General features: G+C 57.8%; 22 protein-coding genes. 8 read left to right on the forward strand and 14 right to left on the reverse strand.

What is annotated here, in order from left to right:
- Positions 1–8 precede the first annotated feature (8 nt).
- The gene (locus tag MHN28_RS24825) at positions 9–134 is read left to right on the forward strand and encodes a hypothetical protein (protein WP_255732248.1); all 126 of its coding nucleotides are present in this window, start codon (positions 9–11) and stop codon (positions 132–134) included.
- A complete protein-coding gene (locus MHN28_RS08000; protein WP_239337791.1) occupies positions 135–1,007 on the forward strand; it encodes a helix-turn-helix transcriptional regulator in 873 nt (290 codons plus the stop codon). It abuts the gene before it with no gap.
- Positions 1,008–1,013: 6 nt separating this feature from the next.
- Here the strand turns inward: MHN28_RS08000 and MHN28_RS08005 are convergent, their stop codons facing one another.
- From MHN28_RS08005 to MHN28_RS08045, 9 genes are all read right to left on the reverse strand, one after another.
- A complete protein-coding gene (locus MHN28_RS08005) occupies positions 1,014–1,829 on the reverse strand; it encodes a substrate-binding domain-containing protein (RefSeq protein WP_239337792.1) in 816 nt (271 codons plus the stop codon).
- Positions 1,830–1,848: 19 nt separating this feature from the next.
- Positions 1,849–2,583, reverse strand: coding sequence for an ATP-binding cassette domain-containing protein (locus MHN28_RS08010; RefSeq protein ID WP_239337793.1), 735 nt, complete (start codon positions 2,581–2,583; stop codon positions 1,849–1,851).
- Positions 2,576–3,289 carry an ABC transporter permease gene (locus MHN28_RS08015; RefSeq protein WP_239337795.1) on the reverse strand — a complete coding sequence of 238 codons (714 nt, stop codon included), beginning with the start codon at positions 3,287–3,289 and terminating at the stop codon, positions 2,576–2,578. The genes MHN28_RS08010 and MHN28_RS08015 overlap by 8 nt, the downstream gene beginning before the upstream one ends.
- A 154-nt stretch (positions 3,290–3,443) precedes the next feature.
- Entirely contained in the window at positions 3,444–4,433 is a 990-nt protein-coding gene (locus MHN28_RS08020; RefSeq protein WP_239337797.1) for an ABC transporter substrate-binding protein, read from the reverse strand.
- A gap of 57 nt (positions 4,434–4,490) precedes the next feature.
- Positions 4,491–5,336, reverse strand: a complete 846-nt coding sequence (locus MHN28_RS08025; protein ID WP_239337799.1) for an ABC transporter permease — start codon at positions 5,334–5,336, stop codon at positions 4,491–4,493.
- Entirely contained in the window at positions 5,333–6,250 is a 918-nt protein-coding gene (locus MHN28_RS08030; protein WP_239338174.1) for an ABC transporter permease, read from the reverse strand. Before MHN28_RS08030 ends, MHN28_RS08025 begins: the two co-directional genes overlap by 4 nt.
- Before the next feature lie 4 nt (positions 6,251–6,254).
- Positions 6,255–7,052: an ABC transporter ATP-binding protein gene (locus MHN28_RS08035; RefSeq protein ID WP_239337801.1), complete on the reverse strand. Its 798-nt coding sequence runs from the start codon at positions 7,050–7,052 to the stop codon at positions 6,255–6,257.
- Positions 7,053–7,107: 55 nt separating this feature from the next.
- Positions 7,108–8,562: a dihydropyrimidinase gene (hydA, locus tag MHN28_RS08040; RefSeq protein WP_239337802.1), complete on the reverse strand. Its 1,455-nt coding sequence runs from the start codon at positions 8,560–8,562 to the stop codon at positions 7,108–7,110.
- Positions 8,563–8,636: 74 nt separating this feature from the next.
- Positions 8,637–9,887 (reverse strand): Zn-dependent hydrolase, encoded by a 1,251-nt coding sequence (locus MHN28_RS08045; RefSeq protein ID WP_239337803.1) that lies wholly within the window; start codon positions 9,885–9,887, stop codon positions 8,637–8,639.
- A gap of 171 nt (positions 9,888–10,058) precedes the next feature.
- Between MHN28_RS08045 and MHN28_RS08050 the strand changes: the two genes are divergently transcribed.
- Entirely contained in the window at positions 10,059–10,667 is a 609-nt protein-coding gene (locus tag MHN28_RS08050) for a TetR family transcriptional regulator C-terminal domain-containing protein (protein ID WP_239337804.1), read from the forward strand.
- Positions 10,668–10,902: 235 nt separating this feature from the next.
- On the forward strand, positions 10,903–11,499 hold the full coding sequence (locus MHN28_RS08055; RefSeq protein WP_239337805.1) for a hypothetical protein: 597 nt from the start codon (positions 10,903–10,905) through the stop codon (positions 11,497–11,499).
- A gap of 387 nt (positions 11,500–11,886) precedes the next feature.
- Here the strand turns inward: MHN28_RS08055 and preA are convergent, their stop codons facing one another.
- The 3 genes from preA to MHN28_RS08070 all read right to left on the reverse strand — a co-directional run bounded on the left by preA (position 11,887) and on the right by MHN28_RS08070 (position 15,390).
- Entirely contained in the window at positions 11,887–13,191 is a 1,305-nt protein-coding gene (gene preA / locus MHN28_RS08060; protein ID WP_239337806.1) for an NAD-dependent dihydropyrimidine dehydrogenase subunit PreA, read from the reverse strand.
- 70 nt (positions 13,192–13,261) lie between these two features.
- The gene (locus tag MHN28_RS08065) at positions 13,262–14,596 is read right to left on the reverse strand and encodes an NAD(P)-dependent oxidoreductase (protein WP_239337807.1); all 1,335 of its coding nucleotides are present in this window, start codon (positions 14,594–14,596) and stop codon (positions 13,262–13,264) included.
- 161 nt (positions 14,597–14,757) lie between these two features.
- Positions 14,758–15,390: a cupin domain-containing protein gene (locus tag MHN28_RS08070; RefSeq protein ID WP_239337808.1), complete on the reverse strand. Its 633-nt coding sequence runs from the start codon at positions 15,388–15,390 to the stop codon at positions 14,758–14,760.
- Positions 15,391–15,562: 172 nt separating this feature from the next.
- On the opposite strand from MHN28_RS08070, the gene MHN28_RS08075 reads away from it, so the two are divergent.
- The 3 genes from MHN28_RS08075 (at position 15,563) to MHN28_RS08085 (ending at position 18,639) form a co-directional block, all read left to right on the forward strand.
- Positions 15,563–16,558: a hypothetical protein gene (locus MHN28_RS08075; protein ID WP_239337809.1), complete on the forward strand. Its 996-nt coding sequence runs from the start codon at positions 15,563–15,565 to the stop codon at positions 16,556–16,558.
- Between the two features lie 74 nt (positions 16,559–16,632).
- Positions 16,633–17,925, forward strand: a complete 1,293-nt coding sequence (locus MHN28_RS08080; RefSeq protein WP_239337812.1) for an O-acetylhomoserine aminocarboxypropyltransferase/cysteine synthase family protein — start codon at positions 16,633–16,635, stop codon at positions 17,923–17,925.
- A 3-nt stretch (positions 17,926–17,928) separates the two neighbouring features.
- On the forward strand, positions 17,929–18,639 hold the full coding sequence (locus MHN28_RS08085) for a GNAT family N-acetyltransferase (RefSeq protein ID WP_239337815.1): 711 nt from the start codon (positions 17,929–17,931) through the stop codon (positions 18,637–18,639).
- A gap of 2 nt (positions 18,640–18,641) precedes the next feature.
- Here the strand turns inward: MHN28_RS08085 and MHN28_RS08090 are convergent, their stop codons facing one another.
- Positions 18,642–19,337 (reverse strand): SIMPL domain-containing protein, encoded by a 696-nt coding sequence (locus MHN28_RS08090; RefSeq protein ID WP_239337818.1) that lies wholly within the window; start codon positions 19,335–19,337, stop codon positions 18,642–18,644.
- A gap of 164 nt (positions 19,338–19,501) precedes the next feature.
- Here MHN28_RS08090 and MHN28_RS08095 point away from each other — a divergent pair, with 164 nt between their 5' ends.
- Positions 19,502–21,436 carry a hypothetical protein gene (locus MHN28_RS08095; protein WP_239337821.1) on the forward strand — a complete coding sequence of 645 codons (1,935 nt, stop codon included), beginning with the start codon at positions 19,502–19,504 and terminating at the stop codon, positions 21,434–21,436.
- A gap of 56 nt (positions 21,437–21,492) precedes the next feature.
- On the opposite strand, the gene hppD is transcribed toward MHN28_RS08095, so the two are convergent.
- Positions 21,493–22,590: a 4-hydroxyphenylpyruvate dioxygenase gene (hppD, locus tag MHN28_RS08100; RefSeq protein ID WP_239337824.1), complete on the reverse strand. Its 1,098-nt coding sequence runs from the start codon at positions 22,588–22,590 to the stop codon at positions 21,493–21,495.

Below are 22,590 nucleotides of genomic sequence, written 5' to 3' on the forward strand. Positions count from 1 at the left end.
AGGAGACTATGAAAGCCTTTCTCGCAGCTGTCGCCGTAATGGCAGTGATAACTGTCGCCGCGCCATTTGCGCTGGAGCAGATCGATTTCAGTGCAGCAGATGCCGGAACCGGATCGGCTGTGCGTCTCGACTGAATGTCCGAATATCTAACCACCAAAGAACTGGCCGACCTGCTGCGCATTGGCGAGCGAAAGGCTTATGATCTGGCCTCATCAGGCGAGGTTCCCTGCGTGCGCGCCATGGGCAAGCTGCTGTTTCCACGGGCCGAGGTGATTGCCTGGCTGAACGCATCGCGATCCGGTCCGAAGGTGGCCGAGCCGCCCCTGCCCCCGATTGTCGCGGGCAGCCATGATCCGCTGCTGGACTGGGCGTTGCGCGAAAGCGGTTCGGGTCTGGCGACGTACTATGACGGTTCGTTCGACGGTCTGACCCGCCTGAGTGACCGCAACGCCCAGGCAGCGGCGTTGCATATCCACGAAGACGGTGGCTTCAACATACGAGCTTTGCGAGACACTTTGGGCGAAGCACCGGTTGTTCTGTTCGAAGTTGCGCATCGCCAGCGCGGGTTGTTGTTAGCTCCGGGCGTAACGGATATCCAGGGTTTTGCGAACCTAAAAGGCCGACGTGTCATCCTGCGTCAGGACAGTGCGGCCAGCCAAAGGTTATTCGATGCCCAACTGGACGCCCACGGCATGACACGTGACGATTTGGAAACCCTGCCAACCTGCGCCCGCACCGAAGAAGAGTTGGCCATTGCCCTGCACGACAGCAAGGCCGAAGCGGGTTTCGGACTGGGCGCACTGGCCGGGCTCTACGACCTAGGGTTTGTTCCTACGCATTCCGAGCGTCTGGACCTGGCAATCTGGCGCAGGGCCTATTTCGACGAACCGATGCTCAAACTGCTGAGCTTTCTGCAATCGGAAAGGTTCGCAACCCGCGCGGATGAGTTCGGCGGCTACGACCTTTCCGGGCTTGGCACAATCCACCATAACGGTGCCAGCGGGTGACCCGCCTCAGTTTGCGTTCGGAAAAAACAATTGCTGGCCATTCAGTTGATAGGACTCAATTGCCGCCTGCCCGTCCGGGCCGACAAGCCAGTCAATAAATCGCTGTCCCGCCGCTGCGCGCACTCGGGGGTGTTTTTCGGGGTTCACCAGAATGACGCCATATTGATTGAAAAGACGCGGATCGCCTTCGACCAACACCTCTAGGTTTCCTCTGTTGCCAAAGGCTTCCCACGTCGCGCGATCGGTCAACGTATAGGCATCCATGCCGCTGGCTACGTTCAATGTCGCCCCCATGCCGGAACCCGTTTCGCGGTACCAGGTGCCCGAGGCACCGGTTGGATCGACACCGGCCGTTTTCCAATGACGCATTTCGGCCTTGTGGGTCCCGCTATCATCCCCGCGCGAGGCAAATGGCGCCTCAGCTTCGGACACCGCAGCCAGCGCCGCCACAATGTCTGATCCGCCCTTGACTTTGGCCGGATCGGACTTGGGCCCGACGAGGACAAAATCATTGTACATGACGTCAAACCGTTCAACGCCCCAGCCGTCTGCGACGAACTGCTCCTCGTCCGCTTTGGCATGGACCAGCAGAACGTCGCCGTCCCCGTTGATCGCGTTCCGGATCGCCTGACCGGTGCCGACCGCCACAACGCGCACGTCGATCCCGGTCTCTGCTTCGAACCAGGGAAGGATGTAATCCAACAGCCCTGAGTTCTGGGTCGAAGTCGTTGATTGCACCACGATAAAGGGCTCTTCGGCCAATGCCGGGCCTGTTAACAAGCCAAGGGAAACCAATGCTGCCCGAAAAACGTTCCGGATCATTCCGAACTCCAGTTTTTGATTATGTGACTAACCCACCTGCAAGATACCTGCGAGAGGCATCGCTTTGGGGGGCATCCAAGACCTGCCGAGCGTCACCGTGTTCAACCACACGACCACCCTGCATCATTACGATATCCGCCGCCAGTCGACGTGCCTGACCGATGTCATGCGTGACCATGACGATCCGCACCCCACGGGTCGAGGCGCGCAGGATCATCCGTTCGATCATCTGTGTAGCGCTGGGATCTAGTGCGCTCGTCGGCTCGTCCAGGAACAGTGTGTCCGGGTCCAGCGCCAACGCGCGCAATATGGCCAGCCTTTGTGCCTCACCCCCGGACAGTGATCTGGCCGATTGTCGAGCCTTGCTTTCCAGCCCGCCTTCGGCCAGCAATTCCGCGATGCGCGCCTTGCGAACCGTGCGTTGCAAGCCCCGCCGTTTCAGAACAAAATCCATGTTGGCCGCAACTGAGCGGCGCAACAAAACGGGTTTCTGAAAGACCATCGCCTGACGCGCCTTGTGGTCCTTATTCAACGGAACGCCGTCTTGTTCCACGCGCCCTGTGTCGGGTGCAATCAGACCGTGCAGGCAACGCAGCAACAGGCTTTTGCCAGCCCCATTTGGCCCAAGAATCATAGTTGGCCCCGGCCCATCCAGATTCAGGCGCGGTACATTCAGCAAGGCGGTGCCATTCTTTGAGATCTGCAAACCACTGACAGAGATACAACGAATCATTTCAGGGGCCAGGTCACGCATGACGCAACCCCTCCTTCTCGGCACGCAGGCTAAGCGTGCTGACCATCGCGTTCACCGCCACCGCAATACCAATCAGGATCGCCCCTAGCGCCAGTGCCAGCGCCAGATTACCTTTTGAGGTTTCCAACGCGATGGTCGTCGTCATGACGCGGGTAACGTGGTTGATGTTGCCGCCGACTATGATGACCGCACCAACTTCGGCAATGGCGCGGCCGAACCCGGCCAACAGGGCCGTAACGAGCGCCAGCCGCGCGTCCCACAACAGAACCGGAACCGAGGCCAAACGAGACACGCCCAGCGAACGGAGCTGCTCCGAGTATTCCTCAGCCAGCATCTCAACCACCTGCCGCGTCAGGGCAGCCACAATGGGCGTCACCAGAACCACCTGGGCGATGATCATCGCGGTAGGTGTGTAGAGCAACTCAAGTACGCCCAAAGGCCCGGACCGCGACAGCATCAGGTAGACCAACAGACCCACAACAACTGGCGGAAACCCCATCAGAGCGTTCATCAGAATGATCAACATCCGCCGCCCGGGAAAGCGCGCGACGGCCAAAGCCGCCCCAACCGGCATCCCGATCAAAGCGGAAATCAGGACTGCAAAGATGGAAACCTTAAGGGACAACAGCACGATCGCCCAAAGCTCGGCATCCCCGTTCAGGATGAGCGCAATGGCAGAGCTGAATTCTGTTGCAAATCCCTGCATTTCCTTCGGTCTTTCGGGTGTTTCGTAGCAAATGCGCTAAAATACAATGGAATTCTAAGCCATTTTGACCGCAAGTACAGACACATTTCCGACATCTTCAAAAGGAAACGCGGCCCCAAATGGGACCGCGTTTTTTCAGCTCGATTGAGCAGGATCAGTTCAGGGCAGCGTCTGTAATCTGATGCGTCCACGCTCCGTCCGGCTGCTTGGTGATCACCGGATCAGAACCACCGGCCAGCAACGTGGCCACTGTGCGTTCGAAATCGGCAGGGTCCAGCGCGCCGTTTGAACCTGCGGTCAGCTTGGCAATCTCACCCATCATGCGCTTTTGATGTTCTTCGGTCTGGGCACCGGTCGCGTCGTTCTCAAGCACGATATCCGCCGCCTCTTCCGGGTTCTCTTCGGCGTATTTCCAGCCCTTCATGGATGCACGAACGAAACGCTCCATCTTGTCGACGAAGGCTGCGTCGCTCAGGTTCTCTTCCAGAACATACAGACCGTCTTCTAGCGTCGCGACACCCTGATCTTCGTATTTAAATGTTACCAGCTCATCGGGGCTAACGCCGGAGTCGATAACCTGCCAGTACTCGTTGTAGGTCATCGTGCTGATGCAATCGGCCTGTCGCTGCAGCAGCGGGTCGACATTGAAACCCTGTTTCAGAACCTCGACACCACTTTCGCTTTTGCCCCCGGTGTCGATGCCCAACTGGCTCATCCAGCTCATGAACGGGAATTCGTTGCCGAAGAACCAAACGCCCAGCGTGCGGTTTTTAAGGTCTTCGGGCGCGGCAATACCGGCATCTTTCCAGCAGGTCAGCATCATGCCCGAGCTTTTGAACGGCTGCGCGATGTTCACCAGCGGCAACCCCTTTTCCCGCGCGGCCAGAGCGGCGGGCATCCATTCAACGGTCACGTCAGCACCACCACCTGCAATCACCTGCGTTGGCGCAATGTCCGGACCGCCGGGCAGAATGGTGACGTCCAGCCCCTCTTCTTCGTAGAACCCCTTGTCCTTGGCAACATAGTAGCCCGCGAACTGTGCCTGCGTGACCCACTTCAGTTGCAATGTCACCTCATCCGCAGCGAAGGCCGAACTGGCGGCCAGGCTAAAGGCGGCTATCGCCCCGCTGAGTAACTTATTCATCTTCATATCTCCTAGTTACTGTTGGTGCCCCTTTTGGGGTCTGTTGAATTGTTATTGTTATCCTCGTTGCGACGGATGCCAGAATGTCACCGCCTTTTCGATCATTGCGACCAGACCATAAAATGCTGTCCCGGCCAATGCCGCCACCACGATCTCAGCCCAGACCATATCAAGCGACAATTGCCCGACGCTGGTCGAAATCCGAAAGCCCATGCCAAGCGTTGGTGAGCCAAAGAACTCTGCCACGATAGCGCCGATCAGTGCCAGAGTGGTAGAAATCTTTAAGCCGTTGAAGATAAAGGGCATCGCGGCTGGCAATCGCAGCTTTAGAAAGCTTTGCCAGTAGGTGGCTGCATAGGTCTCCATCAGGTCGCGTTGCATGGCAGTGGCCTCTCGCAAACCGGCCACTGTATTCACCAGCATCGGGAAGAAGACCATCACAACGACCACGGCGGCTTTGGAGTGCCAGTCAAACCCGAACCACATCACCAGAATGGGGGCCGTGCCCACAATAGGCAGGGCCGCGACGAAGTTGCCAACTGGTAGAAGCCCAAGCCGCAGGAAATCCCAACGATCCACGGCGATCGCCATCAGGAACGCGGCGCTACAGCCGATAAGGTAACCGCTGAGCGCCCCCTTTATGATGGTCTGAAAGAAGTCCGCCCAAAGTATCGGCAGGCTATCGGCGAAGCGCACCGCGATGACGGATGGCGCAGGCAGGATGACCAATGGCACCTCAAGGCCCCGAACCACCAACTCCCACACCGCAATGATCGTCAGGCCAAAGATGAACGGTGCCAGAAATCGAACCATACGCGTGTTGGCATATGGTCCGCTGGCCAGTCGGCCGTTCAGCCACCAGCCAGACATCCAAACGGCGATTGCAATCAACACCAACATCATTGGACCATCCCCATCCGTTTGAGAACTGTCCGCTCAATCAGCCCCAGTAGTCCGACCAGACACGCCGCGAGAATGGCTGCCGCGAACAGGGCCGACCAAATCTGCACCGTCTGACCGTAATAGCTGCCGGCCAGCAAGCGCGCGCCAAGACCGGCCACCGCCCCTGTCGGCAATTCACCGACGATTGCTCCGACCAGAGACGCTGCGATACCGATTTTCAACGACGTGAACAGGTACGGCATCGAAGCAGGCAGACGCAGTTTCCAAAAGCCCTGAGACCGACTTGCGTTATAGGTGCGCAGCAGATCCAGTTGCATTGCGTCCGGGCTGCGCAGGCCTTTAACCATGCCGACAACGACCGGGAAGAAACTCAGATAGGCCGAAATAACCGCCTTTGGGATGATCCCCTGAATACCGACCGAGTACAGCACCACGATGATCATTGGGGCCAGAGCAATGATGGGAATGGTCTGGCTGACGATAGCCCAAGGCATCACTGACAGATCCATGACCCGGCTGTGGACGATGCCCACGGCCAGCAAGATGCCCAATCCGGTGCCGATCACAAAGCCTAGCATCGTCGCACTGAGCGTAACCCAGCCGTGGTAGATCAAAGACCGTTTTGAGGTGATCTTCTTCTCGACCGTCGTCTCCCACATCTCGATGGCGACCTGATGCGGGGCTGGCAAACGAGGTCGGTCCTGCTCCCACGTCGCCGGAATAGCGAAGCTGTTTTTGAACACCAGTCCGAACTCGGACATATCCCGCCGGTCTTTTGCTGACGGGGGCTGCACTTCGGCCCCTGCACGCTCCTGCTCGGTCAGCACGCCTTTGATGTTCATGGGAACACAGGCGGCGTACCAAAATGCGACGATCACCGCGAGAACGGTCAAAACAGCCCAGAATGCCTTGATGCCGTCACTCATCATCCGCATGCCCCGCCCTCAGGCCCTCGCGCACGCGATGGGCGACCTCGATGAACTCCGGCGAGTCTCGGATGTCCAATGGCCGTTCTTTCGGCAGCGGGCTATCAATCACATCCGTAATCCGCCCCGGTCGCGGGCTCATCACCACGATCTTGGTGCTGAGATACACAGCCTCGGGGATCGAGTGCGTAACAAACCCAATGGTCTTTTCCGTCCGCGCCCACAGCGCCAGAAGCTGTTCGTTCAGGTGATCGCGCACGATCTCGTCCAGCGCCCCGAAAGGCTCATCCATCAGCAGGATATCCGCATCAAATGCCAGTGCCCGAGCGATGCTGGCCCGCTGCTGCATTCCCCCAGACAATTGCCATGGGAATTTTCCACCAAACCCTTCTAGATCAACGAGTTCCAGAACGTTTTTCACGCGGTCATTCTGCTCAGCAGTCGAATATCCCATGATCTCGAGCGGCAGTTTGATGTTCTTGGCAATGGTGCGCCAAGGATACAGCCCGGCCGCCTGAAACACGTACCCGTAAGCACGATTTCGCCGCGCCTCATCCGGTGTCATGCCATTGACGGTCAGGGTCCCCCCGGTCGGCGTTTCAAGCGCAGCGATGCATCGCAAGAAGGTTGTCTTGCCGCAACCAGAAGGCCCAATGAAGCTGACGAAGTCTCCCTTGTCGACCGTCAGGTTTACGTCTTTCAGCGCGTGAATTGGTCCGTCATTGGTTTGGAAGGTCAGGTCCAGCTGCCTTGCCTCGATAACGGGCTGGGTAGTGCTTTCAGTATTCATTCCATAGCCTTGAAAAGATTTGGCTTTGGGCCGCGAGATACGCGGCCCGCACGCATCATACGCCCGTCGCCGGAATGCCCGACCGTTCCACCGGTCGCGGCGCGGTCAACTCTTTCCAAGTACTCAGCGCTTTGTTCACGTGCCCATTGGGTTCGCGCGCAACGAAATCGCCATGCCCCTCTTGCGTGCGAATTTCGCCGTCATGTACAGCCACATGGCCACGGGTCAGCGTAAAGCGCGGCAGGCCCTCCACCTCTTTGCCTTCGAACACGTTGTAGTCGATCGACGACTGCTGAGACCCCGCACTGATCGTCTTGGTCTTCTCAGGGTCCCATACAACGATATCCGCATCCGCCCCGACAAGGATCGCGCCCTTTTTCGGATAGCAATTCATGATTTTGGCGATATTCGTTGATGTAACGGCCACAAACTCGTTCATCGTCAGACGCCCGGTGTTCACCCCGTGTGTCCAGAGCATGGGCATCCGGTCTTCCAACCCGCCTGTGCCGTTTGGGATCTTGGTAAAGTCCCCTACTCCATACCGCTTTTGCTCAGTCGTAAAGGCACAATGGTCCGTAGCTACCACGCTCAGCGATCCGGATTGCAGACCGTTCCACAGACTGTCCTGATGCTGTTTATTCCGGAACGGAGGACTCATAACGCGGCGCGCGGCATGATCCCAATCCTGATCGAAGTACTCGCTCTCATCCAACGTAAGATGCTGGATCAGAGGTTCACCCCACACGCGTTTGCCCTGCATCTTGGCCCGGCGAATGGCTTCATGCGCTTCTTCGCAGGACGTGTGCACCACATACAGCGGAACACCGGCCATATCGGCGATCATGATGGCGCGGTTGGTCGCCTCGCCCTCAACCTGTGGCGGACGGGAATAGGCATGCGCCTCGGGTCCCGTGTTGCCCTCGGCCAACAGCTTGGCGCTCAGCTCCGCCACCACGTCCCCATTTTCGGCATGCACCATCGCGGTGCCGCCCAGTTCGGCCAGACGCTTGAACGAGGCGAACAGTTCGTCATCGTTCACCATCAGCGCGCCCTTGTAAGCCATGAAGTGCTTAAATGTGTTTATGCCGCGTGTCTCGATCACGGTCTTGATGTCATCGAACACCTGCTCGCCCCACCAGGTCACAGCCATGTGGAAAGAGTAGTCGCAGTTTGCGCGGGTGGATTTGTTGTCCCAGCGTTTCAGAGCGTCCAGCAGGCTTTCGCCCGGGTTTGGCAGAGCGAAATCGACAACCATTGTGGTACCGCCTGCCAGCGCAGCACGCGTGCCGCTCTCGAAGTCATCGCTGGAGTATGTACCCATGAAAGGCATCTCAAGATGCGTATGCGGGTCGATCCCGCCCGGCATGACATAACAACCGGTGGCGTCCAGTTCGTTGTCACCTTTCAGACCCATTCCGATTTCGGTGATGACACCGTCTTCGACTTTGACGTCAGCTTTGTACGACAGATCAGCAGTAACGACGGTTCCGTTCTTGATCACAGTAGACATGTTTTTCTCCCTGCGGGCGCTTTGCGCCTCATGTTGTTTTGACTTGAGAACCCAGCGACCGGGCCGATTCCCTTTTATTCAACGATTTCTGCAGTTTCTACGACGGCGTGAAACAAGACGTCCGCACCAGCAGCGGCCCATTCCTTGCTGATCTCTTCGGCCTCATTGTGGCTCAACCCGTCGACACAGGGGCACATGACCATCGCGGTTGGTGCCACACGGTTAATCCAGCAGGCATCATGTCCCGCCCCCGAAATGATGTCGGTGTGCGAGTATCCCAGCCGCTCGGCCGCATCGCGAACCGCTGCGACGCACCCCTCGTCAAACTTCACCGGATCAAATCCGCCGACCTTTTCGAATGCGATCTGCAGGCCCATCTCTTCGACGATATCTTCAGCCGCGACGCGCAGACGGTTCTCCATATCAGTGATGACGTCCAGCTCGGGCGAACGGAAATCGACTGTGAACACCGCCTTGCCGGGGATCACGTTGCGAGAATTGGGATAGACATCGATATGCCCAGCCGCGCCAACGGCGTGAGGGGCATGGGACCACGCGATCTCGTCCACCTTCTCCAGAATACGCGCCATCGCCAGCCCGGCGTTCTTGCGCATCGGCATCGGGGTCGAGCCGGTATGCGCGTCTTTGCCAGTCACGGTGACTTGGGTCCAACTCAGGCCCTGCCCATGCGTAACGACGCCGATGTCTTTGCCTTCGGCCTCAAGGATTGGCCCCTGTTCGATATGCAACTCAAAGAACGCATGCATTTTGCGGGCGCCAACTTCTTCGTCGCCACGCCAGCCGATGCGCTGCAACTCATCCCCGAACTTCTTGCCCTCGGCATCCTCGCGGTCATAGGCCCAGTCCTGCGTGTGCATTCCAGCAAACACGCCTGAAGACAGCATCGCCGGGGCATAACGCGTACCCTCTTCATTGGTCCAGTTGGTCGCGATGATCGGGTGTTTCGTCTTGATACCCAAATCGTTAAGCGTGCGGATGATTTCCAGACCACCAAGCACCCCCAAAACACCGTCATACTTACCGCCAGTCGGCTGTGTATCCAGATGCGAGCCGACATAAACCGGAAGCGCCTCGGGATCGGTGCCTTCGCGGCGGGCAAACATATTACCCATCTGGTCCAGCCCCATAGTACAGCCCGCATCCTCGCACCAACTCTGGAACAAGGCGCGCCCTTCCGCATCCTCATCCGTCAGGGTCTGGCGATTATTGCCGCCCGCAACGCCCGGGCCGATCTTGGCCATCTCCATCAGGCTGTCCCAAAGTCTGTCGCCATTGATCCTGAGGTTTTGCGCCGGAGCTGCCATTTTGATTTTCCCTGTCGCTTGCGAATTGGCTCGCTTTTGGTGTCTTGATTTGACCATCTGGTCAAACTCACGCTATCACGGGTTCAACATCAGTCAAGAAATTGCATGGTGCCGCCGGAAATTTCGGCATATTTGGTGCCCGCTTGGCGGAAAAAGAGACGACCTGGAAACATGCCCAAAGACCGCGCCCCGACCCGAATACAGAAAAAGAACCGCGCCGCGATTCTCGAGGCCGCGCTGAACGTGTTTTCCGCGCATGGTTTCCGTGGGGCAACTGTCGATCAGATCGCAGCCGAGGCCGGGCTGAGCAAACCGAACCTGCTGTATTACTTCCCGTCGAAAGAGGCGATCCACACTGCCCTGCTGTCCGGCCTGTTGGAAACGTGGCTGGCCCCCTTGCACGATCTTGACGAATCAGGCGACCCGATGGAAGAAATCCTCTCGTACACCCGCCGAAAATTGCAGATGAGCCGCGAGTTACCGCGCGAAAGCCGCCTCTTCGCCAATGAGCTGGTTCAGGGCGCGCCGCGTATTCACGATGCACTTTCGAATGACCTGAAGGCTTTGGTCGATGAAAAAACGGCGATCCTGACGGGTTGGATGGATGAGGGGAAAATCGCACGGCTGCATCCCTACCACCTGATCTTCTCGATCTGGGCACTGACGCAGCACTACGCGGATTTCGATGTTCAGGTCCGTTCGATCCTGGGGGATGAAGACCCGTTTGAAGGGGCTGAACCGTTTATCGATACGCTCTATCGCAAGCTGCTGGCGCCATGACGAAGGGCTACGTGCGGGAGCCGTGGCAAGTAACATCCGCATGCGACCTACGGAGACTTTGGCGATTCCGATAGTCTGGCTTAGCTGCGCATAACGCTAAGGCCACTCAAAGTCGCTGAGCTTTTTTCTGTCGTGGCTGAAACTGCGTGATAGTATGATTGCTTAGTTCATACTGGGTTTTGGTGACGGCGCGCGACCAGCCAGGCGTTCCGTGGTGCTTGTAGGGGCATTTGATATGCGCCAGTTGTTGTTAGTTGCTTTTCTCTTTTTGACCGGGTGCGGTGTAACGTCCCGCGGAAATACCGAGGCAGAGTACCTGCAAGAGATCGATAGGCTTTTGAATGCGGGTGACAACTGCGAAGTGTGGCGATACGTGGTGGCACGCCCTTTCGCCCTTACAGGTGACGACGAACTATCAAGGGAATTGCGCAGCTTCGTATGGAGATCTCGCAACGAATGCGATCCCCGCAAGAATAACTTCTCAAACAGCACAAGAACCGGGCGTTCCGAAAAAGATAATGGGGCCGACAGCTTAAACAACAGTAGGCTCGAAGGCCTAATCGCGAGCGCCCAAGTTGGCGGAAACAGCTTCGACGAAGTTGACCGAGCGACGGACGCGCGAGGCGGCAAACGTTTCGGTGAAAGCGACGACAGCAAAGGCAAAGGCAAAGGTGCTGACAAGGGCAAAGGTAAGGGTAAGGGTAAGGGCGGTGACAAAGGTAAGGGTAAAGGGAAAGGGAAAGGGAAAGGGAAAGGGAAAGGTGAGGGCAAAGGCAAAGGGAAAGGTAGCGGCAAAGACAAAGACGATGACGATGACGATGACGATGACTAAGATACCGACGGTGGCGAAAACGGTGGCTGCCTAAAAGCTTGATATCTTATAGTACTCGTCTTCTGGCTTATGAGCGGCTCTGATCAAGCCCAGCTTTCTCGAGATCCTTCTCTCTTTCCACCAAACACAAGGGATGTATCGGGCAGTTACCCCCGATGACTTATCTAAGTGCTCAGATGCGCAGGATTTTCCTTTTGGCCGCCATTTCCCGCCGGGCGAAAACTCACCCTTTGGCTAAAGACAAATTCTAGTAGCGGGCTGTTGGGGGGCCTTTGCAGGGCAAACGTGCAGCTTTTCGTTTCGTAGAACGTACAATGTGTCAACGGAAGTGCGGTTCTCAAAAAAGGGCCCGCATTTGCCGGCCCTTTGTTGCTTTTGCCAGTCGACCTATTCGGCAGCTTTTGCCATCGGATTGTTTGGATGGGTTGTCCAGTTCGCATATTCCGGCTGTACTTCCCGTCCGGTGCGCGGATCGACCTCTCCTGCCTCCATCGGCACCATCGAGATACATCCGTCGACCGGACACACATCCACGCACAGGTTACAGGCGACGCATTCGTCATCCATGACCTCGAACACCCGGTCATCGGACATCGAGATCGCTTGATGGCTTGTATCTTCACACGCGGCATAGCAGCGGCCGCATTTGATGCACTGGTCCTTATCAATCTTGGCCTTCGCCACGTAGTTCAGATTCAGATACTGCCAGTCGGTGACGTTCGGAACGGCCAGACCGACGATTTCCGAGACATCCTTGTAGCCCTTTTCGTCCATCCATTTGGACAGGCCGGCGGTCAGTTCGTCGATGATCTTGAACCCATAGGTCATCGCCGCGGTGCACACCTGAACGGTGCCACATCCCAGCGCCATAAACTCCGCCGCATCCCGCCATGTGGTCACGCCGCCGATACCTGAAATCGGCAGGCCATGCGTGGCTTGAGCCCGGGAAATCTCGGACACCATGGACAGAGCGATCGGTTTCACCGCGGGGCCGCAGTAGCCGCCATGGCTTCCTTTGCCATCAATCGACGGTTCCGGGCTGAACGTGTCCAGATTGACGCTGGTAATCGAATTGATGGTATTGATCAGAGATACAGCATCCGCACCACCGTTCCTGGCGGCCTCGGCTGGCTTGCGAATGTCGGTGATGTTCGGCGTCAATTTCACGATGACCGGGCGGTCATAGTATTGCTTGCACCAACGGGTCACCATCTCGATATATTCCGGCACCTGCCCCACGGCCGAACCCATGCCGCGCTCGCTCATCCCGTGCGGACAGCCAAAGTTCAGTTCGATCCCATCGGCGCCGGTTTCAGCGACGCGCGGCAGGATGGCTTTCCATGCCTCTTCCTCGCACGGCACCATGATCGAGGCGATCAGTGCACGATCCGGGTAGTCAGCCTTGACCCGCGCCATCTCCTCGAGGTTCACCTCAAGCGGTCGGTCCGTGATGAGTTCGATGTTGTTGAGACCCAGCAACCGACGGTCAGCACCGTAAATTGCCCCATAGCGTGGGCCATTAACGTTTACGACCGGCGGCCCTTCCGACCCCAGCGTTTTCCAAACAACTCCACCCCATCCGGCCTCGAATGCGCGGCGCACATTGTATTCCTTGTCCGTCGGCGGCGCGGATGCCAGCCAGTACGGGTTCGGGCTTTCTATCCCAAGAAAGTTTGTCTTCAAATCAGCCATTTATCCGGCCTCCCTGATGCAACTCGGCATCTTCATCTTTTTACAAATACTCACTGTTCGACGCCTGCCGTCATGCGGTCAGGCTTGCGTGAATATCCATCGCGGCATCGCGGCCTTCGGCCACAGCTGTCACTGTCAGGTCTTCGCCACCCGCGGCGCAGTCGCCCCCAGCCCAGACCCCAGCCATCGACGTGCGTCCAGCCTCACTCACGGCAATCTTGTTGCCATCCAGCTTCAGCCCATCGGGCGCGCCATCCAGCTTTTGTCCGATTGCCTTGAGCACCTGATCTGCTGGCACGCGGATCATCTCTCCGGTACCGGAAAGCTGGCCGTCATGGCTGGAAGTATACTCCAATTCGATCTCGGCCGCTGCCCCGTTTCCATGAACGGCCACGGGCTGCACGTTGGTCATGATCTTGACGCCGTGCGAGGAAGCGAGATCCTGCTCATATCGGCTGGCTCCCATGGCATCCCGGCCGCGACGGTAGGCGATCGTTACATGTTCAGCGCCCAGCAGTTTCGACTTTACCGCAGCGTCCACCGCGGTCATGCCGCCGCCGATCACGACCACGTTTCGTCCAACCGGAAGATTTGCCAGATCAGACGCCTGACGGACGTCCGAGATGAAGTCGACCGCGAAGCGGACACCGTCCAGATCAGCCCCCTGCGCCCGCAGAGCGTTCACCCCGGTCAGTCCAATGGACAGGAACACGGCATCGTAGTTTTGAACCAGTCCGTCCAGTGAAATGCTCTCGCCCAGCACAGAACCCGTTTCGATTGAGATCCCGCCGATTTTCAGCAACCAGTCGACCTCGGCCTGGGCAAAGTCGTTTGTCGATTTATACGCAGCGATCCCGTATTCGTTCAGACCGCCAGGTTTGGGACGGCTTTCGTGGATCACCACGTCATGACCAAGCATCGCCAGCCGGTGCGCGCACGCCAGTCCTGCAGGCCCTGCCCCGATTACGGCAACCGTTTTGCCCGTGGGCGCAGCCCGTTCAAACGGATGATCCCCTGCAACCATGACACTGTCTGTCGCGTAGCGCTGCAGACGACCGATCTCAACGGGCTGGCCTTCGGCAGTTTCGCGCACACAGGATTCTTCGCACAGTGTCTCGGTGGGACAAACGCGGGCGCACATGCCGCCCAGAATGTTCTGCGCCAGAATGGTCTCACCCGCAGCTTCAGGTTGGCCAGCCTGTATCTGCCGCATAAACAGCGGAATATCGATGTCCGTTGGACAAGCCGTCACACATGGCGCGTCGTAACAAAAATAACACCGATCTGCTGCCACGGCGGCCTCATGCGGGGCCAGTGGCGGATGCAGATCCGTGAAATTCGAGGTCAGCTCATCGCTGGACAGCCGCCCGGAGACAATGCCGGAGGCAATCTGGCCCTGTGCCATCACTCTACTCCCTGTAGATATGTTCGTTATGACCTCAGCTTGCCACAATCTGATTTTTTATCAATTGGTAAAATTTGCCAAATGGTCAAAAAAATCAAAAATCCGGGTTTCGAAGTACGATTTTCTGCAGGTTTTGCCTGTTTTTCATGCAGATGGATTATTCAGATCATCTCGGACAAGTGACCGGATTTAACCCAAACACGCGCGCCTGAAGGCCCAGCGACGACGTTGGACTGCGTTTCCGGTGGCAGTCTCAGCCAATCCCAGGTCGAAAACTCTTCACCGGATTCTTGAAACCCGCCCTCGATCACGAACAATTCCAAACCCTGGGATGCATCCAGATCCAGCTTCTCACCAGGTGCCAAGTTTAGGACACGGACCTCTTCACGTTCGTCCTTAAAAAGTCGAACCGTGCCCTCACCATCGATCGAACGGCGCAGTTCGGTCCGATCTTCAGGGTCGAACTGGTGCAATTTCACCAGAATCGTCGCCCCCTCTTTAGCCGAAGGTGTATGCGATGAGGTCGGCGGGTTTCGAACATAGCTACCGACCGGGAAATCTCCGGTTTCGTCCTGAAACACACCGTCCAAAACCAGATATTCTTCTCCGCCGTCATGCGTATGTGGGGCAAAAGCGCTGCCCGGAGCGAAGCGAACGATGGTTGTCGCGCGAGCCACCTCCTCACCAATGCGATCCAGCATCTTGCGCTCGATCCCGGCTGCGGGTGAAGCCACCCATTCGTTCTGATCGAAATGAACCGCGACGCGTTTGGTGAAATCTGCGTTGACCCTCATGAGGATTCTCCTGTCTCGCCACCTCAGCATTACATGGGCGCGAATCCGACGTTTTCAAATTTTGCCGGACGATCCCCGTTCGCATCTGGTTTTAGAGGCATCTGCTGCGTACTGTAGGCCGGACAGAATCCGAGCAGTGCCGGACAACGGCCAAATACCCGAAAGAAATCCGATGCAGGCCAACCCACCGAAATTCAACATTGTCATCATCGGACAAAACAACCGGCTTCAATACGAGGCGCTGCTGTTCGCGGCCTCGCTGCGCCACAGTTCACCGAATTTCTCTGGTCGCCTCTTTGTCGCAGTACCTCAGCCCGGGCCACGCTGGCCGCAGGACCCCAGTATCCAGGACGAGGATGTCCTGAAAGCCCTGCGTCAGCTGGATGTCGAATTCCTGCCTTTCGAAAACCATTTCTTTGGCAGCAGCTATCCTTGTGGCAACAAGATCGAAGCCCTGCAGGCCATGCCCAAAGGCGAGCCGTTTGTGTTTTTCGACAGCGACACGCTGATCACCGGTGATCTAAACACCGTCCCCTTCGATTTTGACCGCCCCGGTGCATCGCTGAAGGTCGAGGGAACCTGGCCTAAGCCGACACTCTACGGTCCCGGATTTGATGGCATCTGGAACGCCTTGTATCGCCGGTTCGGGTTGGATTTTGAAAGCTCGCTGGATACCAGCCAACCGGTGGACTACTGGCGGCGCTACCTGTACTTCAACGCAGGATTTTTCTTCTATTCCTGCCCGCACACGTTTGGGGAACGCTTTCTGGATTATGCCCGCACGATCCGGGATGGGGATATTCCGGAACTGGCAGGCCAAAACCTTGATCCGTGGCTGGATCAGGCTGCATTGCCACTGGTGATCCATTCCTTTGGTGGTGGTCGGGATGCCCTGCCCTCGGGTCTTCTGGATGGGTCGGTCAGCTGTCACTATCGGTTGTTCCCCCTGCTTTACGCCCGTGAAAACGATCACGTTGTCGAAGTGCTGGAAACCGTTGTGGCACCAAACCGGGTCAAGAAAGTGCTCAAGGGCTATGACCCGATCAAGAAGCTGGTGATCCAGCGCAAGGGTCACAAAATCCGGGATATGTTCGACCGCGAAAACCTGCCGCAGCGCGAGCAGGTCATTCGCAATCAGATCCGCAGTAACGGCCTTTGGATGCGCTGACAGGATTGTTGTGCGCGCGAGCCCAATCGCCTAGAGATTCAGCAACGCATATATATCAACAGGAGAATTCCAAGATGTCTGACGGCCCCACCTACGGTTTTGATACGCTTCAAATTCACGCGGGCGCCCGGCCCGACCCGGCAACTGGCGCACGTCAGACACCTATCTACCAGACCACAGCCTATGTATTCCGCGACGCCGATCACGCGGCCGCCCTGTTCAACCTGCAAGAGGTCGGCTTCATTTATTCCCGTCTGACCAACCCGACGGTGGCCGTACTGCAGGAACGCATCGCCACATTGGAAGGTGGCGTTGGCGCCGTTTGCTGTTCCTCGGGCCATGCGGCGCAAATCATGGCTCTGTTCCCGCTGATGGGTCCGGGCTGCAACGTTGTGGCCTCGACGCGTCTGTACGGCGGTACGGTCACCCAGTTCAACCAGACCATCAAACGCTTTGGCTGGTCTGCGAAATTCGTCGACACCGATGATCTGGACGCGGTGAAAGACGCCATCGACGAAAACACCCGCGCGGTATTCTGTGAATCCATTGCCAACCCCGGCGGCTATGTCACCGATATCCGTGCGATGGCTGACATTGCAGATGCGGCGGGTATTCCGTTGATCGTCGACAACACCTCGGCCACACCTTACCTGTGCCGCCCCATCGAACAGGGTGCGACGCTGGTGGTGCACTCAACCACAAAGTACCTGACCGGTAACGGGACCGTCACCGGCGGCTGCATCGTGGATTCGGGCAAATTCGATTGGTCGGCCAACGACAAGTTCCCCTCACTGAGCGAACCGGAACAGGCCTATCACGGCCTGAAATTCCATGAGACCTTCGGCCCGCTGGCCTTCACTTTCCACGGTATTGCCATCGGCCTGCGCGATCTGGGCATGACGATGAATCCGCAGGCGGCGCATTACACGCTGCTGGGGATCGAGACCTTGTCCTTGCGGATGGAGCGTCACGTCGAAAACGCACAGAAGATTGCGGCCTGGCTCGAGGCGGATGACCGCGTGGAATACGTCACTTATGCCGGACTACCCTCCTCGCCCTACCACGACCGGGTCAAGGCGCAATACAAGAAGGGCGCGGGCGCGCTGTTCACCTTCGCGGTCAAAGGCGGCTATGACGCTTGCATCAAACTGGTCAACGCGTTGGAAATCTTTAGCCATGTGGCCAATCTGGGCGACGCGCGATCGTTGATCATCCACTCGGCCTCGACCACGCACCGTCAGCTGACACCCGAACAGCAAGAGGCAGCAGGCGCTGGCCCGAACGTTGTGCGCTTGTCCATTGGCATCGAAGACGCGGACGACCTGATCGCTGATCTGGATCAGGCGTTGGCCAAAGCGTCGGCCTGACAGATGAGCGGGCACGACACCAACGAACTGGGCCAACCCGTCGGACTGTCGGTGTCAGGCGACTTCCCTCGCCCGACCCCGCCTTATACGCCGATGGAAGGCCGCTATTGTTCTGTCGTGCCGCTGGACGTGAACCGGCACGCGCCCGGATTGTTCCGGGCGTTTGCCAACGACACCGATGGCCACAACTGGACCTACCTGCCCTATGGGCCATTCGACAGTGAACCGGCGTTCGAGGATTGGGCGCGGGCAACCTGTATGGACGCCGATCCGATGTTTCACACGGTGCTGGACAGCAATGAAACACCGGTTGGTATGGCCTCATTCCTGCGGATTGAACCTGCGGCGGGTGTGATTGAGGTAGGACACATCCACTTCTCGCCCCTGCTGCAACGCAAGCCGCAATCGACCGAGACCATGTTCCTGATGATGCGTCGTGTATTCGATGAGCTGGGATATCGTCGCTATGAATGGAAATGCGATGCGCTGAACGCGCCGTCATGCCGGGCGGCCGAGCGGTTGGGATTTACCTACGAAGGCACATTCCGACAGGCCACCCACTACAAAGGCCGCAACCGGGACACGGCGTGGTATTCCATCATCGACAGCGAGTGGCCCCGCATCCGCAGCGCCTTTGGGGCGTGGCTGTCGCCAGACAACTTCGATCAAACGGGCCAACAACGACAACCGCTGATGGCCCGCGCAGGTTCTTGAGGTCACTCAGAGATTTCGAATTCCATTGTCACGGTGACCGAGACGGAAACCTCGCCGCCAGCGACCGGTACGCCACCTGCATCCGCGGCACTGAACTCACGCATCATAGCAACGGGACGAACACCGCCGACCTGTTCGCTGATCTCTTGAACCGGACCAAGCGTCACGTTTGCCGCCTGCGCAAGCTGCTCGGCCTTGGCCGTCGCTTCACCAACGGCATTGGCCCGCGCCTTCGCTTCCAGCGGCTTGGGGTCCTGCACACCAAAGCTCAGCCCGCCAAAGTCATTGGCGCCGTCCTGGATAACCGCGTCCATGATCGTTCCAAGCTGCGACAGGTCACGAACGCGGACGAAAACGCGATTCGACGCGACAAAGCCTGAAATCTCCGGTCGATCTCCGGTCGAGCTGTTCCGGTTGTTCCAAACCGGCGACAAGGACACATCACGCGTCTGCACGTCGCGCGTTTCGATCCCAAGCTCTTGCAGGCGATTCAGTACCTGCGCCACAGCGTCTGACGTGGCTTTCATGGCGTTCGACGCCTGCGCGTCCTCATTGGTGACGCCAAGCGTGATGGTCGCCATGTCGGGCGCGGCCTGCACGGTTCCCGCCGCGTCAACTGTGATGCGACGTTCTTCCGCATGGGCGAGGCCAGCCACCGACATCGACAATACTGCGGCCAGAAAAGCGATTTTATTCAAGGTCTTCCCTCCGATATGCTTTGCCCCAACATGGGGTGGCGGTGGTCTGCCGAACAAGGGGAAAGACCGGCTTTTTCTTTCCCTCGGCGGGATCCTGCTTTAATGTCACTCTGCGAACGAACAGTCGTTTGCACAGATGCTGACAATTATGGTTCTTCCGGATTATGAAACCCGCCTTTGCGCTGTCTTTTTCTTCGACCGGAATATCCTTGCACCACCATTCGGACGGCGATTGGTTCTGCGTTGGCGAGGTCTCTCTGGATGCGCCGGACCTGAATACGCAAATCGTCGCATTGCGAGACAAAGGCTTTGCCCTCGAAAACGATCTGAATTGCAAACTGGTGATCCCAGCGGATCAGGTGCGATTTCTGTCCGTGACGACCGACGGGCTTGGCCCGAAGGAAAGCGCCGAGAAAGCGCAGGCCGAACTGGCCGATTCCACGCCCTATGAATTGAATGAACTGGCCTTTGACACAGCGACAGATGGTCCGATCACCCATGTCGCGGCGGTTGCTAAACAGACCCTGGAAGAAGCGCGAACGTTTGCGACCGAGCACGGGTTTGTCCCCGTTCAATACAGCACGCCGGTTGAAGGGCAGGACTTTCCGTCTGAACCCACATTCTACATCGGCGACGACAACCCGACTGTAGCTGAGCCGGACGAGGTTGAAGAACCTTCTGCCAAAGAGCCCGGCCCCGCCGTCCATGCAATCGCCGAATCCGAGGCTCCGACCGAGTTTCGTTCCGCGCCGGTAGCCAAACCCTCAGTCAGCGCGCCCGCGTCACAGTCCGTTACCCGGTATGCCATTCCGGCCGCTGCGGCATGTGTGATCGTTGGCATTGCCGTGGCCATGTGGTCGTTGACAGGTTCGGGTGATGAGAAACTTTCTGCAGCGGACACCGTTCAGGTCGAGGATACCGAGCCAGCCCCTGAACCCTTGACCAGTGACACCCAGATTGCCCAAGCGCCGGAACCAGAGGTAGCCGACGAACCGGAAATTGCAGTCATTACCCCACCTGAGGCCCAGCAGCCTGCGCCGGATGGAGAAGCGGCCTTGGATCTTGTCGAGGAAACGGCTCCGGACCTGAGCGCCACGGACGCCGCGATCCTTGAGGCCCTGAATGTTGCGCCGACCACTGTTGAACAGGTCGAACAAGACACCGAGACTCAGCAATCTGCGACGCCGACAGGTATCGAGATTACCGCTCCAGGCCCCCTGCAAGACCCGATTCTGGCACCGCCCGAAGACCTGTACCTTGCGACTTTGGACAAAACAGATCTGTCTCAAGACGCCGTGGCGCTGCCCCCCGTCAGCAGTTTTGAAACCGACTTGCCTTTCGAACAATCCGTCCTGCCCGCGCTGGCCGGAGCCCAATTCGATCTGGATGAACGCGGTCTAGTCACGGCCAGTGCCGAAGGAACCCTGAACCCCGACGGGGTTGTTGTTTATCTGGGCCGTCCGGCCAAAGTTCCACCGGCCGTTCCGGTCAGGTTCGAACAAGAACCAATTGAGGAAGACCCAGCAGATCGGCTGGCGCAATACCGGCCGAAACCCCGGCCGGGTAATCTGTTGGAAAGCTTTGAACGTCAGCAACTGGGCGGGCGCACACGCGAGGAACTGGCTGTAGTCCGCCCGAAACTGCGCCCCGCGTCCGTGCAGGAAGAGATCGAGGTTGATCACACGCCGACCGCTTTGGCCGTCGTTCGGGTACCACGCCCCAAAACGCGCCCTGCGGGGCTTGCTCCGCCGACCAGCACTAAGACCGCTAATCTTGGTTCGACCGCTGCGATTGACCAGAGCTCGAATGAGCCCGGATCTTTCCAGCCGAAAAGCGTTGCACCCAAAATACCCTCGACCGCTTCGGTGGCGCGGCAGGCGACGATCGACAATGCGATCAATCTGCGCAAGCTGAACCTGATTGGGGTCTACGGCACCCCGGCCAACCGGCGTGCTTTGGTCCGGTTGCCGAGTGGTCGGTACAAAAAGCTGAAAGTCGGAGACAGGCTGGACGGAGGCAGCGTCATCGCCATCGGTGACAGCGAGCTGCGATACCAGAAGCGTGGCAAGAACGTGACCTTGAAGATGCCTCGAAGCTAAAGGCGCAAAAAAAGGCGGCCTAAATGACCGCCTTTCGCGTGATTCAAGAAGAGCTTTTAAGCTGCTGAAATTTCGCCACTTTCGATCTGCTCGCGTTCGATGGATTCGAACAGGGCCTGAAAGTTCCCTTCGCCAAAGCCATCATCGCCTTTACGCTGGATGAACTCGAAAAAGATCGGGCCAATCACGGTTTTCGAGAAGATTTGCAACAGGATCCGCGTCTCTCCACCGTCCAGAACGCCCTCGCCATCGATCAGAATGCCGTGCTTCATCATCCGGTCCAAAGGCTCTTCGTGATCCGCGACGCGATCCGTGGACATCTCGTAATACGCTTGGTTCGGACCCGGCATGAACTTCAGACCTTTTTCGGCAATCGCATCGGTCGACGCGTAGATGTCTTCGCTGCCCACCGCGATGTGCTGAATACCTTCACCCTTGTACTTTTTCAGGTAAGACACGATCTGCCCCGTCTCGCCACGGTCTTCGTTGATCGGGATGCGGATACGGCCACAGGGCGACGTCAGCGCGCGGCTAAACAGGCCAGTGAACTTGCCCTGAATGTCGAAGAACCGGATTTCACGGAAGTTGAACAGGTCCTCGTAGAACTTGAACCACTTGTCCATGTTGCCCTTGTAGACGTTGTGGGTCAGGTGATCGAGGTAATAGAACCCGTCGCCACGCGGTTTCGACTGGGTAGTCCAGTTGAACTCCTGATTGTAAGGCGATGTTTCGTAATACTGATCGATGAAATAGATCAGCGACCCACCAATGCCCTTGATTGCCGGGACGTCCATGGTTTTGTCGGCCGCTTCGTAGGGTTCAGCCCCTTTAGCCACCGCGTGTTCATAGGCCTTTTGCGCGTCCACAACACGCCATCCCATCGCTGGCGCGCATGGTCCGTGCTCTTGGACAAATTTGGCGGCGAAGCTTTCGGGCTCGGCATTCAGGATGTAAGTCACATCACCTTGTTGCCACAGTTCGACCAGAGGCCTGTCCTTGTGGTGCCCGACCAGTTCGAACCCCATTTTTGCGAAGAGATCGCGCAGTTCCTGAGGTTCGGGATGGGCGAATTCGACAAACTCGAACCCATCGGTTCCGGCGGGGTTTTCGGGGCTGATGACAGATTTCGGGGCGTTATGCGGGAAAGGACCCAT

This window comes from Ruegeria sp. Ofav3-42 (assembly GCF_022347725.1).
Lineage (GTDB): Bacteria > Pseudomonadota > Alphaproteobacteria > Rhodobacterales > Rhodobacteraceae > Ruegeria.

Coding starts and splice junctions, on each gene's coding strand:
- MHN28_RS24825 (WP_255732248.1), top strand. CDS start 9: ATGAAAGCCTTTCTCGCAGCTGTCGCCGTAATGGCAGTGATAACTGTC.
- MHN28_RS08000 (WP_239337791.1), top strand. CDS start 135: ATGTCCGAATATCTAACCACCAAAGAACTGGCCGACCTGCTGCGCATT.
- MHN28_RS08005 (WP_239337792.1), bottom strand. CDS start 1,829: ATGATCCGGAACGTTTTTCGGGCAGCATTGGTTTCCCTTGGCTTGTTA.
- MHN28_RS08010 (WP_239337793.1), bottom strand. CDS start 2,583: ATGCGTGACCTGGCCCCTGAAATGATTCGTTGTATCTCTGTCAGTGGT.
- MHN28_RS08015 (WP_239337795.1), bottom strand. CDS start 3,289: ATGCAGGGATTTGCAACAGAATTCAGCTCTGCCATTGCGCTCATCCTG.
- MHN28_RS08020 (WP_239337797.1), bottom strand. CDS start 4,433: ATGAATAAGTTACTCAGCGGGGCGATAGCCGCCTTTAGCCTGGCCGCC.
- MHN28_RS08025 (WP_239337799.1), bottom strand. CDS start 5,336: ATGATGTTGGTGTTGATTGCAATCGCCGTTTGGATGTCTGGCTGGTGG.
- MHN28_RS08035 (WP_239337801.1), bottom strand. CDS start 7,052: ATGAATACTGAAAGCACTACCCAGCCCGTTATCGAGGCAAGGCAGCTG.
- hydA (WP_239337802.1), bottom strand. CDS start 8,562: ATGTCTACTGTGATCAAGAACGGAACCGTCGTTACTGCTGATCTGTCG.
- MHN28_RS08045 (WP_239337803.1), bottom strand. CDS start 9,887: ATGGCAGCTCCGGCGCAAAACCTCAGGATCAATGGCGACAGACTTTGG.
- MHN28_RS08050 (WP_239337804.1), top strand. CDS start 10,059: ATGCCCAAAGACCGCGCCCCGACCCGAATACAGAAAAAGAACCGCGCC.
- MHN28_RS08055 (WP_239337805.1), top strand. CDS start 10,903: ATGCGCCAGTTGTTGTTAGTTGCTTTTCTCTTTTTGACCGGGTGCGGT.
- preA (WP_239337806.1), bottom strand. CDS start 13,191: ATGGCTGATTTGAAGACAAACTTTCTTGGGATAGAAAGCCCGAACCCG.
- MHN28_RS08065 (WP_239337807.1), bottom strand. CDS start 14,596: ATGGCACAGGGCCAGATTGCCTCCGGCATTGTCTCCGGGCGGCTGTCC.
- MHN28_RS08070 (WP_239337808.1), bottom strand. CDS start 15,390: ATGAGGGTCAACGCAGATTTCACCAAACGCGTCGCGGTTCATTTCGAT.
- MHN28_RS08075 (WP_239337809.1), top strand. CDS start 15,563: ATGCAGGCCAACCCACCGAAATTCAACATTGTCATCATCGGACAAAAC.
- MHN28_RS08080 (WP_239337812.1), top strand. CDS start 16,633: ATGTCTGACGGCCCCACCTACGGTTTTGATACGCTTCAAATTCACGCG.
- MHN28_RS08085 (WP_239337815.1), top strand. CDS start 17,929: ATGAGCGGGCACGACACCAACGAACTGGGCCAACCCGTCGGACTGTCG.
- MHN28_RS08095 (WP_239337821.1), top strand. CDS start 19,502: ATGAAACCCGCCTTTGCGCTGTCTTTTTCTTCGACCGGAATATCCTTG.
- hppD (WP_239337824.1), bottom strand. CDS start 22,590: ATGGGTCCTTTCCCGCATAACGCCCCGAAATCTGTCATCAGCCCCGAA.